Here is a 14,161-nt window from a genome sequence, read left to right on the forward strand (position 1 = left end):
CCAAAGCTGGCAACGCCTGGCATTTGTTGTCAGGCTTGCCGCAGGACTTTTTTGCGAGCACGGCCCATGACCCGAATTCCTGCTGCCAACGTAATCCACAGCCGACTGCGTCTGCGCCAACTGCGGCTGATGCTGGCGTTGCAGGAGTTCGGCTCGTTGCGCCGCGCCGCCGACCACATCGGCATGACCCAACCGGCCGCAACCAAGATGCTGCATGAAGCCGAGGACCTGTTGGGCGTCGAGCTGTTCGAACGCCTGCCCCGGGGCATGCGCTCTACCCCGTTCGGGGAAACGGTCATTTATTACGCACGCATGGTGTTCGCCGAACTCAGCGGCATGCGTGAAGAGCTGGTCGCCCTCGAATCCGGCAACCTTGGCCGGGTCGCGGTCGGGGCCATTCCGGCACTGGCTTCGGGGCTGCTGACGCGCACCATCGCCACCTTGAAACAAAGCCATCCACGCTTGTCGATGAGCATTCAGGTCGACACCAGTGACGTGCTGGTGCAGGCGTTGTTGCAAGATCAGCTGGATATCGTATTGGGGCGGATTCCCGTCGGTGCCCGGGCAGAGGAGTTGCTGTTCGACAGTCTTGGCGAGGAAGCGCTGTGCGTGATTTCCGGCGCACAGAATCCACTGGCCAAAGCCACGCAGTTGAGCTGGGCCGAACTGCAGAACATGACCTGGGTACTGCAACAGCAGCCCAGTCCGATGCGCGCGATCATCAATCAGGTGTTCCACAACGCGCGGGTCGACATCCCGAGCAGCATCGTCGAAACCACATCGATCATGACCTTGCTGTCGTTGATTCAGCAGACCGACATGCTCGGCGTCACGCCGGTGTCGGTGGTCGAAGACTATCCCGGTCGGGATCTGCTGGCGGTGTTGCCGATCAAGTTCGAGGCGCGGCTGCCACCGTACGGGTTGATCACCCGGCGTCATCGCATTCAATCGTCGGCGATGCAGGCATTCATGAATTCGGTACGGGCCGAACATGCGCTGAGCAAATGACAGGCAAGGCAGGGCAAAAGATCGCAGCCTGCGGCAGCTCTTACAGGTGTACGGCTGCGATCTTTTGTTTTTCTTGCCCGGACTACGCTGATTTACGGAACACAAACACCAGCCCGACGATAATCAACAGCATGCCGAACAGGCTCAACAGCGCCAGGCGGTTGCCAAAGACCAGATAGTCCATCACCGCCGTCACCGCCGGCACCAGGTAAAACAGACTGGTGACGTTCACCAGGTTGCCCCGGGCGATCAAGCGGTACAGCAACAGCGTCGCCAGCACCGACACCACCAGCCCCATCCATAGCACCGGCAGGATGAAACCGCTGCCGTGTTCGAAGTGAAACGGCTGGAACGGTACGAAAATCCCGCACAACAGCAGTCCGGCGAGGTACTGCACCGGCAGCGTGCCAAGGGGATTTTCAGTGATGCGTTTCTGCATGATCGAACCGAACGTCATGCTCGCCAGCGCCAGCAGACCGAAGAGCATCCCGGCCAATGACATGCCGGCCAGACCGATGCCCTGGTAAACCACCATGATCAGACCGCCCAGCCCGAGCGCCAGACCGAACATCCGGCTGGCTGATCGTTGACGCTCCATGATCACCACTGTAAGGATTGGCTGCACGCCCATGATCGTCGCCATCACTCCGGGGGTGACTTTCAGGTCGAGGGCCAACAGATAGAAAATCTGATAGGCCCCCAACAACACCACGCCGGTAGCCATCGCATACAGCATCGGCTTGCCGCCCTTGGGCATCTTCAGCTTGAACAACGGCACCAGCAACACCAGCCCGCATAGCGCGATGACGAAACGAAACATCAGGAAGGCGAAGGGTGACGCGTGGGCCAGCCCCCATTTGGAGAAGATCGCCCCGCTGCTCCACAGCAGCACGAACAGGCTCGTGGACGCCGCCGCAAGCGCGGATTTTTTCGAAAGGACAAACATGAATACCACCTGTAGTCAGGCAAAAAGCCAACTCAGCAAAAGCTGAAATCCAGTAGTTTTTTCAGGCGGGCGCGGGAACAGCAGAAGACAGCTGATCAGCCCGAAATGCCAACGCCTGGCGGTGATACGACTGCGCACACCGGCGTGCTACTGACAGGTGGGGGGTAATGACTGATCTGCCCGGGCTGCTGATTCCCGCACGGCACGACGCCAGCGTTGACCGCTGAATCGACTACCGCTTTGAGGAGGGATGCAGGCATTGGGCTGATCTTTGCTCGAGGGATAAGAAAGTGAGTCCGAAACTCACCGTGCGCCGACTATAACCAGCGTTCGATATGGATTGCAACGAGTTGGTCAAAAGGCCGTATCCGGCTTTAACCAAACAACCAATACCCCAGCAACGTCAGCACCACCACCGCCAGCACCGGGCGCAGTACACGGTAGGCCTTGGGATTGCGCCGCTTCCATTGCTTGACCACACCACTGAATCTATCGCTGGAGTTCTTGCTCCACTCGTAGGCCTTGTTGATCCCGCCCACACGCTCGTCGTCCAGGTTCTGAGGGGCGGTGGCGCGACCCAGCCAGGCGCTGATACAGCGGTTGATGCCGGTCATGAAGCGATTGCTCAACGGACGTTCGATATCGCAGAACAGGATGACCCGGGTCTTTGGCGTTTCATTCTTGACCCAGTGCACGTAGGTCTCGTCGAACATTACGTCTTCACCATCACGCCAGGCGTAAACCTGACCGTCGACAAAGATGCGGCAATCATCGGAATTGGGGGTGGACAGCCCCAGGTGATAACGCAGGGAGCCGCCAAACGGATCGCGATGCGGGTTGAGGTGGCTGCCGCCCGGCAGCAGCGCGAACATCGCGCCCTTGACGTTGGGAATGCTGCTGACCAATGCCACGGTTCGCGGGCACAAGACTTCGGCAGAAGGCAGCGGTTTGTCATACCACTTGAGATAGAAACGCTTCCAGCCCTTCTTGAAGAACGAGCCAAAACCGGCGTCGTTATTCTTTGCCGCCGCACGAATATAGCCCTCATCGAACAAGTGCATCGCTTCGTCGCGAATCACTTCCCAGTTGTCCTTGAGCACATCCAGTTCGGGAAACTTGCTGCGATCCAGATACGGCTTGGAAGGCACACCGGAAAACAGGTACATCAAGGCGTTATAGGGTGCGAACAGTGCCGAATGGTTAACGAATTGGCGCAAAACCGGCAGACGTGCCTTGCCGCGTAAGTGCACATAGAGGGTGCTGCCGAGAAACAGCAGCAACAACGAGGCTTTCGCGGCAAACGAAAAGGTCATCAACAACTCCTTTGAAGATAAGCGACTTTGCACCACGCCCATTGCCCGGCGTGGTTTGCGGCATGATAAACACTGCCGAACCGGTGAAAAACCTGCACTTTTCAACATTCAATGTTAACGAATGTGCAACAAAGCATTTCTTAACATGTGGCACCTGAACGGCGGCTGATGCGAATCCATCATCAACCACCGCCAGCGACGATCCGCCAAAATTCAGCGCTTACTGCTGATTCTCCTGTTCGGTAAACAGATCACTGAACAACATGCTCGACAGATAACGTTCACCGGAATCCGGCAGGATCACGACGATGGTCTTGCCCTGCATTTCAGGGGTCTCCGCCAATCTCACGGCCACTGCCATGGCTGCGCCGCAGGAAATCCCGCACAAGATTCCTTCTTCCTGCATCAAGCGCAAGGCCATGGCCTTGGACTCTTCGTCACTGACCAGTTCTACCCGGTCGACGATCGACAAATCGAGGTTCTTGGGCACAAATCCGGCACCAATGCCCTGGATCTTGTGCGGGCTGGGCTTGATTTCTTCACCGGCCAGGGCCTGGGTAATCACCGGCGACACCGCCGGCTCCACCGCCACCGAGAGAATCGGTTTGCCCTGGGTATTCTTGATATACCGTGAAACCCCGGTGATGGTTCCACCGGTTCCGACGCCCGCCACCAGCACGTCGACGGCGCCGTCGGTATCGTTCCAGATTTCCGGGCCGGTGGTTTTTTCGTGGATGGCCGGGTTGGCCGGGTTGTCGAATTGCGCCGGCATGAAGAAGTTCGACGGGTCGCCGGCAACAATTTCACCGGCTTTTTCGATAGCGCCCTTCATGCCCTTGGCCGGTTCGGTCAACACCAACTCGGCACCCAGTGCCTTGAGCACCTTGCGACGTTCGATACTCATGGACGCCGGCATGGTCAGCATCAGTTTGTAGCCTCGGGCGGCGGCCACGAACGCCAGGCCGATACCGGTATTGCCGGAGGTGGGTTCGACGATGGTCATGCCCGGCTTGAGTTTGCCGCTGCTCTCGGCATCCCAGATCATGTTCGCGCCGATCCGGCACTTGACCGAGTAACCGGGGTTGCGCCCTTCGATCTTGGCCAGGATGGTCACACCACGCGGCGCAATGCGATTGATCTGCACCAACGGCGTGTTGCCGATGGAATGGGCGTTGTCAACGAAAATGCGGCTCATGGCTGGGTCCTTAACGACAGCATTGAAATAGGGCATCAAGGTAAGCCCTCTTGCCCGCAGGCGTCCAGTCGGGTCGAACGTCCGCCTGTCAGTGCAGTCAATGGCTTTAGATCGCCAGAGATTTACCGCCATGAAACGTCGATACAGCTGGCCCCTGTGGACCCTCATCGGTCTCGTTGTACTACTGATAACGCTGCACATCGCCCTGCCCTATCTGGTGCGCGATTACCTTAATGAGAGGCTGGCGGACATGGGCGACTACCGGGGCCAGATCACCGACGTGGACCTGGCCTTGTGGCGCGGGGCCTACAAGATCAACGGACTGAAAATCGTCAAGGTCGATGGCAAGGTTCCGGTGCCTTTCGTCAACGCGCCATTGATCGACCTCTCGGTGAGCTGGCACTCACTGTGGCACGACCACGCGGTGGTGGCCGAAGTGCAGTTCATCAAGCCCGAGGTCAACTTCGTCGACGGGGCCAACAAGCGAAATTCCCAGACCGGCCAGGGCACCGACTGGCGTGCCCAATTAGGCAAGCTGCTGCCCATTACCCTGAACGAAGTGCGGATCAACGACGGCAAGATCAGTTTTCGCAACTTCAACTCCAAACCACCGGTGAACATGAACGCCACAAAGGTGGATGCCAGTATTTTCAACCTGACCAACGTGGTCGACACCAAAGGCAAACGCGACGCACGCTTTGAAGGCAAAGCCTTGCTGCTGGGGCATGCACCATTGGAGACCTCGGCCACTTTCGATCCGTTGAGCGATTTCGAAGACTTCGAGTTTCGCTTGCGCACCACGGATATCGAACTCAAGCGCCTGAACGACTTCGCCGCGGCCTACGGCAAGTTCGACTTCAATGCCGGCCATGGCGACGTGGTGATCGAAGCCCAGGCCAACAAGGGCCGACTGACCGGCTATATCAAGCCGCTGATGCGCGATGTTGATGTGTTCAACTGGCAGCAGGACGTGGAAAACAAGGACAAAGGGCTGTTCCGCTCGATATGGGAAGCCCTCGTCGGTGGAACCGAGACTGTCCTGAAAAACCAGGGCAAAAACCAGTTTGCGACAAAGGTCGAACTCAGCGGCAACGTTCACCAGAAGAATGTCAGCGCGTTCCAGGCTTTTTTGCAGATTTTACGCAATGGTTTCATCCAGGCGTTCAATGCGCGATATGAACGGCCCAAGCCGGATGCAGGCTAAGTCACTAAGTGACGCTCCATTCAGAGACTGAATAAGCCGTCTGCGTTCACAGTCGACCGGGCAGCGCGTTATAGTCGGGGCTGACCCTTTTTATTGCGCCCCCCCCCCGCCCTGCCTCGTTCAGGTCGGCGTTACCGTTCGAGGATTAGCAGATGAAGTTCGAAGGCACCCAGGCCTACGTCGCCACCGATGACCTGAAGCTGGCGGTCAACGCCGCCATCACCCTGGAGCGGCCATTGCTGGTCAAGGGCGAACCGGGCACCGGCAAGACCATGCTCGCCGAGCAACTGGCCGAATCCTTTGGCGCCAAGCTGATCACCTGGCACATCAAGTCCACCACCAAGGCTCACCAGGGCCTGTACGAATACGACGCGGTCAGCCGCCTGCGCGACTCGCAACTGGGCAACGAAAAAGTCCACGACGTTCGTAACTACCTGAAAAAGGGCAAGCTCTGGGAAGCCTTCGAATCCGACGAGCGGGTCATCCTGCTGATCGACGAAATCGACAAGGCCGACATCGAATTCCCTAACGACCTGCTGCAAGAACTCGACAAGATGGAGTTCTACGTTTACGAGATCGACGAGACCATCAAGGCGAAAAAGCGTCCGATCATCATCATTACCTCCAACAACGAAAAGGAACTGCCGGACGCCTTCCTGCGCCGCTGCTTCTTCCACTACATCGCGTTCCCCGACCGCACCACCCTGCAAAAGATCGTTGACGTGCACTACCCGGACATCAAGAAAGACCTGGTCAGCGAAGCGCTGGACGTGTTCTTCGACGTGCGCAAGGTGCCGGGCCTGAAGAAGAAGCCTTCGACCTCCGAACTGGTGGACTGGCTCAAACTGCTGATGGCCGACAACATCGGCGAAGCGGTGCTGCGCGAACGCGATCCGACCAAGGCCATCCCGCCGCTGGCCGGCGCCCTGGTGAAGAACGAACAGGACGTGCAATTGCTTGAGCGTCTGGCGTTCATGAGCCGTCGCGGCACCCGCTAAGAGGCTGATGCCATGCTGCTCAACCTGTTCAATGAAATGCGCGCAGCCAAGGTGCCGGTTTCGGTACGCGAGCTGCTGGACCTGATCAACGCGCTGAAACAGCGCGTGACCTTCGCCGACATGGACGAGTTCTATTACCTGTCCCGAGCGATCCTGGTGAAGGACGAAAAGCATTTCGACAAGTTCGACCGGGCGTTCGGTGCCTACTTCAATGGCCTGGAAAAGCTCGACGACCATCTTCAGGCACTGATCCCCGAAGACTGGCTGCGCAAGGAATTCGAACGCTCGCTGACCGACGAAGAACGGGCGGCGATCCAGTCCCTCGGCGGCCTGGACAAGCTGATCGAAGAGTTCAAGAAACGCCTCGAGGAACAGAAGGAACGTCACGCCGGCGGTAATAAATGGATCGGTACCGGCGGCACCAGCCCGTTCGGTTCCGGCGGTTTCAACCCGGAAGGCATCCGGGTCGGCGATGCCGGCAAGCGCCAGGGCAAGGCCGCCAAGGTCTGGGACCAGCGCGAATACAAGAACCTCGACGATTCGGTGGAACTGGGCACGCGCAACATCAAGGTCGCCCTGCGCCGCCTGCGCAAGTTCGCCCGCCAGGGCGCGGCAGAAGAACTGGACATCGATGGCACCATCGACCACACCGCCAAGGATGCCGGCCTGCTGAACATCCAGATGCGGCCGGAGCGGCGCAACACCGTCAAGCTGTTGCTGTTGTTTGACATCGGCGGCTCGATGGACGCCCATGTGAAGATTTGCGAGGAATTGTTCTCGGCCTGCAAGACCGAGTTCAAGCACCTGGAGTACTTCTACTTCCACAACTTCATTTATGAATCGGTGTGGAAGAACAACATGCGCCGCACCTCCGAACGCACTTCGACCATGGACCTGCTGCACAAGTACGGCGCCGACTACAAAGTGATCTTCATCGGCGACGCCGCCATGGCGCCCTATGAAATCACCCAGGCGGGCGGCAGTGTCGAGCACTGGAACGAAGAAGCCGGTTACGTGTGGATGCAGCGGTTCAAGGAAAAGTACAAGAAGCTCATCTGGATCAACCCGTATCCGAAGGACACCTGGGGCTATACCTCGTCGACCAACATCGTGCGGGACTTGATCGAGGACCAGATGTATCCGTTGACCCTTCGTGGGCTGGAAGAAGGGATGCGGTTTCTATCCAAGTAGAAATCCGTCGCCTGTGAAGGCCTCTTCGCGAGCAAGCCCGCTCCCACATTGGTTTTGTGCACGACACAGGTCAAATGTGGGAGCGGGCTTGCTCGCGAAGCTTTCAGCTGCGTGTGAAGCGCTGCAAATACTCGACATGCTCACGATGAGCGACATCCTGCACCACCGGCCTCAACCGCACCTGCGCCCCCGGCAGGCACTGCGCCAGCCGCGCCAGCGCCAATGGCGTCAACGCCCCCAGACGCGGATATCCGCCAATGGTTTGCCGATCATTGAGCAACACAATCGGTTGCCCGTCGGGCGGCACCTGCACGGCACCCAACGGAATGCCCTCGGAAATCATCGGTTTGCCCTGGTACTGCAGCGCCGTACCGAGCAGGCGAATACCCATCCGGTCGGCACGGCTGTCGAGGTGCCATACGCTGTTGAACGCGTCGAACAGGCTCTGTCCGCTGAACTCGCCGATCTGTGCACCGAGGACCAGGTCCAACGGCGCATCAAGGTTCAGGTCCGGTCGTTGGTCTGCGGTCAATTCGCGCAGCAACATCACCGGGTTGCCCGAATAGCTCAAGCTCGCTCCTTTCCCCAGCGCTCGGCCCATGCCGTCCAGCCCGCCGAGTTCCTCCCGGACCACTGTCGCGCTGCTGCCCAGCACTTTCGGCGCATCAAACCCACCCGGCGCCGCCAGATAAGCCCGGGCTCCGAGCAACGGCTGAGTGAATTGCAAACGCTGGCCTTTGTACAGCCTGAAACTGCGCCACGGGGTCAAAGCCTCGCCGTCCACCCGTGCGCCAAGATCCGCCCCGGCCAAGGCCAGCACGCAGTCTTCTTCAGCCACCACGTTGAATCCGCCGAGGGTGATTTCGATCACCGGTGCATCCAGTGCGTTGCCCAATAGCCAGTTGGCCCAGGACATCGAACACCAATCGGCCGCTCCGCCCTGGGTCACGCCCAGATGCCGCACGCCGAATCGCCCGGCATCCTGCAACAGGCACAGCGGCGTACTCGCTTCAATCATCAGACGGCTCATGCCTGGGCCTCCAGAGGCGTATCGTCCCCCCCAAGGTTAATGAACTCGGCATGGCCGACCGCTTCGAACCGTACGGTGTCACCGGGTTGCATCAGGCTGTAGCCGTCACGGTTGCGGTCGAACAATCTGGCCGGCGTGCGGCCGATCAGGTTCCAGCCGCCCGGCGACACCACCGGGTAAGCCGCCGTTTGCCGCTCGGCGATGCCGACACTGCCGGCCGCGACTTTCTTGCGTGGCGTGTTCAGACGCGGCGCAGCGAGCGCTTCTTCCACCAGCCCCATGAAGGCGAAGCCCGGTGCAAAACCCAGGGCGAATACCTGATATTCACGCTCACTGTGGCGGCGGATCACCTCCTCCACCGCCAACCCGCTGCGCTGCGACAACAGCGTCAATTCCGGTCCGACGCTCAAGTCGTACCACACCGGCAACACATGACAGGTACCGCGAGTACGCGCATTGGGCGACAGATCGATCAGTGCCTGGGCGATCAGTTCCCGTGCCTGGCTCGGGTTCAATGCCGTCAGGTCGTAATGCACCATCAATGTGGTGTAGGACGGCACCAGATCGATCAGGTGCCCGGCAAATGCCATGCGCAGACTTTCACTGGCAGCGAGCATCCACGGCATGTTGCTTTCGGCGATTTCATCGAACAGGCGCACCATCAGGCAATCCAGCGCCACCACTTCCACCCGCAGCTTCATGACGCACTCTGCCGGTCCAAGGCTTCACGGATGCGTTGCACGGCAGCGACCGAACTGGCGTTGTCGCCATGCACGCAGAGGGTGTTGGCCTGCAAATGCAGGGCGCTACCGTCACTGGCAGTAAGCTGATCGCCACGGGCAATGGTCAGCGCCTGCTCGATGATTTTTTCCGGGTCGTGATGCACCGCGCCCGGCAGCTGTCGCGAGACAAGTTTGCCGGCGCTGTCGTAAGCGCGATCGGCGAAGGCCTCGAACCACAGTGTCACGCCGTATTCATCGCCCAGTTGTTGGGCGGCGCTGTTGTCGCGGGTGGCCATCAGCATCAATGGCAGCGTGCGGTCGTAGGACGCCACCGCTTGCAAAACGGCGCGCAGCTGCGCCGGGTTGGCCATCATGTCGTTGTACATCGCGCCATGGGGCTTGACGTAACTGACCCGGCCACCCTGGGCCCGGCAGATGCCGTCGAGGGCGCCGATCTGGTAATGCAGGATGTCTTGCAGCTCCTGGGTGGCATAGGCCATGGAGCGGCGGCCGAAGCCCACCAGATCCTGATAGGCCGGATGCGCGCCGATTTGCACACCGTGGCTGAGGGCCAGGCTGACGGTCTTGCGCATGATGCTCGGGTCGCCGGCGTGAAAACCGCAGGCGACGTTGGCGCAATCGATGAAGGGCATGATTTCGGCGTCCAGACCCATGGTCCAGCTGCCGAAACTCTCGCCGATGTCGCAGTTCAATAGCAGGCGGCTCACACTGAACACTCCTGTAGTTTTATTCTTTTCAGCTGCGGGACCTATCTATAAGACAGTCCCGCAGATTATCAGTTACTGGGCGTCGAGTTGCTTGCCACGGGTTTCCGGCAGGCTCAGGGCCGCGAGGATCACCACGCCGTAGGAAACCGCCGCGAAGGCACCGATGCCCACGCTCAGTGGTACGGTCTGGCTGAGCAGGCCGATCAGCAGCGGGAACAACGCCGCCAGCGCGCGGCCGATGTTGTAGCAAAAACCCTGGCCCGAACCGCGAATGCGCGTGGGGAACAATTCGGTCAGGAATGCGCCCATGCCACTGAAAATCCCCGAGGCGAAGAAGCCCAGCGGAAAGCCCAGCCACAGCATCACGCCGTTGCTGACCGGCATTTGCGTGTACAGCAAGACAATGGTGAACGAGCCGACGGCGAACAGGATGAAGTTCTTCTTGCGTCCGAGGATGTCGGTCAAATAGGCGCTGATGACATAACCCACGTAGGAACCGACGATCACCATCGCCAGATAACCGCTGGTATTGAGTACGCTCAAACCGCGTTCGTTTTTCAGGAAAGTCGGTAGCCAGGACGTGATGGCGTAGTAGCCGCCCAATGCGCCGGTGGTCAGCAACGAAGCGCGAATCGTGGTGAACAGCATGCCGGGGGCGAAGATCTCGTAGAACTTCGAAGGATTGGTCGGCGTCTCCTTGGCTTTGGCTTGACGATAGATTTCCGGATCCTTGACCAGACGGCGGACAAAAATCACGAAAATCGCCGGCACGATGCCAAGGATGAACAGCGCACGCCAGGCGTCTTCCGGTGGCAATACCGAGAACAGCAGCGCATACAGAATCGCCGTCAACCCCCAACCCAGCGCCCAGCCGGATTGCACCATGCCCACAGCCTTGCCGCGGTCCTTGGCGCGAATCACTTCACCGATCAGCACGGCGCCGGCCGTCCACTCGCCGCCGAAACCGAAGCCCATCAGGGTCCGTGCAATCAGCAGTTGTTCGTAGTTCTGGGCAAAGCCGCAGAGGAAGGTGAAGAAGGCAAACCACAACACGGTCAGTTGCAGGGTGCGCACACGACCGATGCGGTCGGAGAGAATCCCTGCGACCCAGCCACCGATGGCCGAAGCGATCAGGGTGCTGGTGTGAATCAGCCCGGCCTGACCGGTGGTGATGCCCCACATGGCAATCAGGGTCGGCACCACGAAACTGAGCATCTGGGTGTCCATGCCGTCCAGGCCATAGCCGATCTTGCAGCTCCAGAAGGTGCGGCGTTCCTGCTGATTGATGTTGCGATACCAGTCGAAAGGCCCCGGGCGAGCCGTGGCTTTCGCAATGACGGGGGTGTCGGGCGCACTCATGGCAAATCTCCGCGCTGATTTTATTGGTATTGTTCTGAGCCCCGACGACGCCTATCGTGGGAACCGGATGCGCCGATTTTTGGACGCGCGCCCCTGCTGCGTCCAACTAATAAAAACCCGCCTTAGACATAAGAAATCTTTATCCCATGAACCTGAAGTTTCTCGAGACCTTTGTCTGGGTCGCCCGACTCAAGAGTTTCCGCCTGACCGCCGACAAGCTCTTCACCACTCAGGCTTCGATTTCCAGCCGGATTGCGGTGCTTGAAGGCGAGCTCGGGGTGAAGCTGTTTCTGCGTGATTCGCGCGGCGTGAGCCTGACGCCCGAGGGCCTCAAAGTGCTCGATTACGCCGAGCAGATGCTGGACACCATGCAGGCACTCAAGCAGTCGATCGAGACCCGTTCGAGCAAGGCCGGACGGGTGCGCATCGGCGTGATGGACACAGTGATCCATACCTGGCTCAGCCCGCTGGTGGCGCAGATGACCGATCACTACCCGCTGGTGGAAATCGAGCTGGTGGCCGATACCTCGCTCAACCTCTGCGATCAGCTGCAAAAAGGCTTTCTCGATGTGATCCTGCAAACCGACCTGCTGCGTCAGGAAAGTGTGCGCAGCCTGGAACTGGCCAGCCACCCCATGGGCTGGATCGTCGCCAGCAATTCCATTTACAACCGCGAGTACTCGGGCATCGCTGACCTGGCGGGCGAGCGAGTCATCACCTATTCGAAAAACTCCCATCCGCACCAGGAAGTGCTGGCATTGATGCAGGCCAATGGCGTGATGGCGCCACGGTTGAACTGCGTGAACTCGGTGTCGGCGATTACCCGGCTGCTGCGCGACGGATTTGGCATTGGCGCGTTGCCGCCGGTGCTGGTGGCCGAGGAACTGGCGCGCGGCGAATTGACCCTGCTGGACATCGATCAGCGACCACCCGACTTGCAGGTGGTGGTGTCGTGGCGGGTAGGTGTGGAGTGGGCCGAGGAGATTGTGGCGTTGTGTCAGCAGGTGCTGGAGGGGTATGCGCGCCGGGTCGGTGAAAATTACATCGTTTTGAATCGTTGAAAATTAAAAGATCGCAGCCTTCGGCAGCTCCTACATTGGAGTGCGATCTTTTGTTCTTACAGCCCGCGCAAATCCCGCTCTTCGATCGGCCGACTCTGGCGCAGACGCTTGCCGCCCAGCACCACCCAGTCGATCAGCCGGAACAGGCACTCGATCCCGAACGACAGCAGCAAGGCGCCACTCATGCCCCAGATCATCGCTTCGGGCGTCAACAGAATCTGGTAGCTGTAGCCGTTCCAGGTTTCCTTGCGAATGTCCGGATCGGCGGCCAGCACCACTTGCAGGAAGCGGATGTACCACGGGCCTTGCATCGCCTGGAATTGCTTGTCCAGAGCCACCTGACGGGTCAGCAGGTTGCTCAGGCTGTCGGCGTCGCTGCGAAAGATCGGGTCCTCGCTGGCACGGTAATGCGCGACCAGCGCCTGCATGTCACCCTTGAAGAACTGATTGGCGGTGTTCTGGAAGCCGCTCAACCCGGCCTGTGCCTCGATCAGATGGGCTTCGACCCGCTTGGCGTAATCGTTGATGAACCCCGGCACCTGGACACCGATCAACAGGCCCGCCGCAAACAACACCAGCCGTAGATAACTGAGCAACATGCAAGGAGTCCTTATTCAGTCGTGCCCTGGCTGACGCATTCGCCGCGTCGCCACAGGCTCCATTGACCCGGTTCGTAACGGGTCCAGGTTTCGTTTTCGGTCAAAGGTTCGGTGGCGATGACGGTGACCACATCGTCAGGGGTGGTTTCGGCCTGAAAGTCGACGATCACGTCGACATCTTTCAGGCGCGCCGGGCCAAAGGGGGCGCGACGGGTGATCTGCGCCAGCTTGGTCGAGCAATAGCAGAACAGCCAGTCACCGTCGCTGAGCAGGCAGTTGAACACGCCTTTGCTGCGGTATTCGGCGCAAGCGGCCACCAGATCCGGCAGCAACGCTTCGACCTCGACCGGTTCGGGGAAGGCCGCACGCACACGGTTGAGCAAATCGCAGAATGCCGCTTCGCTGTCGGTATCGCCCACGGGGCGGTAGAAACTGGCCGTTGGCTGAAAATCCGCCAACTGGCCGTTATGGGCGAAACACCAGTTGCGCCCCCACAACTCGCGCACGAACGGATGGGTGTTGGACAGGCAGACCTTGCCGACGTTGGCCTGGCGGATGTGCCCGATCACCACTTCGCTCTTGATCGGATAGCGCTGCACCAGGTTGGCGACTTCCGACTCGCAACTGGCCGCCGGGTCCTGGAACAGCCGCAGCCCACGGCCTTCATAGAAGGCAATGCCCCAACCATCACGGTGCGGGCCGGTGCGGCCGCCGCGCTGCATCAGCCCGGTAAAGCTGAACACGATATCGGTCGGGACATTGGCGCTCATGCCCAATAACTCACACATGCTCGGACTCTCGCTCAAT

14 protein-coding genes are annotated in these 14,161 nt (G+C 59.6%); 5 read left to right on the forward strand and 9 right to left on the reverse strand.

All coding sequences use genetic code 11. From position 1 onward, the window contains the following. The first annotated feature begins 66 nt into the window (after positions 1 to 66). On the forward strand, positions 67 to 1,008 hold the full coding sequence (locus tag ACXX83_RS17420; protein ID WP_015096357.1) for a LysR family transcriptional regulator: 942 nt from the start codon (positions 67 to 69) through the stop codon (positions 1,006 to 1,008). Positions 1,009 to 1,090: 82 nt separating this feature from the next. Here the strand turns inward: ACXX83_RS17420 and ACXX83_RS17425 are convergent, their stop codons facing one another. The 3 genes from ACXX83_RS17425 to cysK all read right to left on the reverse strand — a co-directional run bounded on the left by ACXX83_RS17425 (position 1,091) and on the right by cysK (position 4,462). After that, positions 1,091 to 1,954 carry a DMT family transporter gene (locus tag ACXX83_RS17425; protein WP_458549176.1) on the reverse strand — a complete coding sequence of 288 codons (864 nt, stop codon included), beginning with the start codon at positions 1,952 to 1,954 and terminating at the stop codon, positions 1,091 to 1,093. A 374-nt stretch (positions 1,955 to 2,328) separates the two neighbouring features. Then, on the reverse strand, positions 2,329 to 3,267 hold the full coding sequence (locus ACXX83_RS17430; RefSeq protein WP_458549177.1) for an aspartyl/asparaginyl beta-hydroxylase domain-containing protein: 939 nt from the start codon (positions 3,265 to 3,267) through the stop codon (positions 2,329 to 2,331). Between the two features lie 220 nt (positions 3,268 to 3,487). After that, positions 3,488 to 4,462, reverse strand: a complete 975-nt coding sequence (gene cysK / locus ACXX83_RS17435; RefSeq protein ID WP_217836061.1) for a cysteine synthase A — start codon at positions 4,460 to 4,462, stop codon at positions 3,488 to 3,490. A gap of 100 nt (positions 4,463 to 4,562) precedes the next feature. Here cysK and ACXX83_RS17440 point away from each other — a divergent pair, with 100 nt between their 5' ends. The 3 genes from ACXX83_RS17440 (at position 4,563) to ACXX83_RS17450 (ending at position 7,855) form a co-directional block, all read left to right on the forward strand. Next, positions 4,563 to 5,666: a DUF748 domain-containing protein gene (locus ACXX83_RS17440; RefSeq protein ID WP_458549178.1), complete on the forward strand. Its 1,104-nt coding sequence runs from the start codon at positions 4,563 to 4,565 to the stop codon at positions 5,664 to 5,666. A 152-nt stretch (positions 5,667 to 5,818) separates the two neighbouring features. Further along, entirely contained in the window at positions 5,819 to 6,664 is an 846-nt protein-coding gene (locus ACXX83_RS17445) for an AAA family ATPase (protein ID WP_007972431.1), read from the forward strand. Between the two features lie 12 nt (positions 6,665 to 6,676). Further along, entirely contained in the window at positions 6,677 to 7,855 is a 1,179-nt protein-coding gene (locus ACXX83_RS17450) for a vWA domain-containing protein (RefSeq protein WP_008049176.1), read from the forward strand. 103 nt (positions 7,856 to 7,958) lie between these two features. Here ACXX83_RS17450 and ACXX83_RS17455 read toward each other — a convergent pair whose 3' ends face one another. The 4 genes from ACXX83_RS17455 to ACXX83_RS17470 all read right to left on the reverse strand — a co-directional run bounded on the left by ACXX83_RS17455 (position 7,959) and on the right by ACXX83_RS17470 (position 11,694). Beyond that, positions 7,959 to 8,885 carry a 5-oxoprolinase subunit C family protein gene (locus ACXX83_RS17455; RefSeq protein WP_458549179.1) on the reverse strand — a complete coding sequence of 309 codons (927 nt, stop codon included), beginning with the start codon at positions 8,883 to 8,885 and terminating at the stop codon, positions 7,959 to 7,961. Continuing rightward, complete coding sequence (locus ACXX83_RS17460; RefSeq protein WP_458549180.1) at positions 8,882 to 9,586, reverse strand: 5-oxoprolinase subunit B family protein; 705 nt, start codon at positions 9,584 to 9,586, stop codon at positions 8,882 to 8,884. The genes ACXX83_RS17455 and ACXX83_RS17460 overlap by 4 nt, the downstream gene beginning before the upstream one ends. Continuing rightward, the gene (locus ACXX83_RS17465; protein ID WP_458549181.1) at positions 9,583 to 10,335 is read right to left on the reverse strand and encodes a 5-oxoprolinase subunit PxpA; all 753 of its coding nucleotides are present in this window, start codon (positions 10,333 to 10,335) and stop codon (positions 9,583 to 9,585) included. Before ACXX83_RS17465 ends, ACXX83_RS17460 begins: the two co-directional genes overlap by 4 nt. A gap of 72 nt (positions 10,336 to 10,407) precedes the next feature. Beyond that, a complete protein-coding gene (locus ACXX83_RS17470; RefSeq protein WP_458549182.1) occupies positions 10,408 to 11,694 on the reverse strand; it encodes an MFS transporter in 1,287 nt (428 codons plus the stop codon). A gap of 146 nt (positions 11,695 to 11,840) precedes the next feature. On the opposite strand from ACXX83_RS17470, the gene ACXX83_RS17475 reads away from it, so the two are divergent. After that, entirely contained in the window at positions 11,841 to 12,755 is a 915-nt protein-coding gene (locus tag ACXX83_RS17475) for a LysR family transcriptional regulator (RefSeq protein ID WP_458549183.1), read from the forward strand. Between the two features lie 56 nt (positions 12,756 to 12,811). On the opposite strand, the gene ACXX83_RS17480 is transcribed toward ACXX83_RS17475, so the two are convergent. Continuing rightward, positions 12,812 to 13,354 carry a DUF2937 family protein gene (locus tag ACXX83_RS17480; RefSeq protein ID WP_015096367.1) on the reverse strand — a complete coding sequence of 181 codons (543 nt, stop codon included), beginning with the start codon at positions 13,352 to 13,354 and terminating at the stop codon, positions 12,812 to 12,814. An 11-nt stretch (positions 13,355 to 13,365) separates the two neighbouring features. Next, positions 13,366 to 14,142: a class II glutamine amidotransferase gene (locus ACXX83_RS17485; protein ID WP_015096368.1), complete on the reverse strand. Its 777-nt coding sequence runs from the start codon at positions 14,140 to 14,142 to the stop codon at positions 13,366 to 13,368. Positions 14,143 to 14,161: the final 19 nt, after the last annotated feature.

It is taken from the genome of Pseudomonas sp. GNP012, from assembly GCF_054343835.1.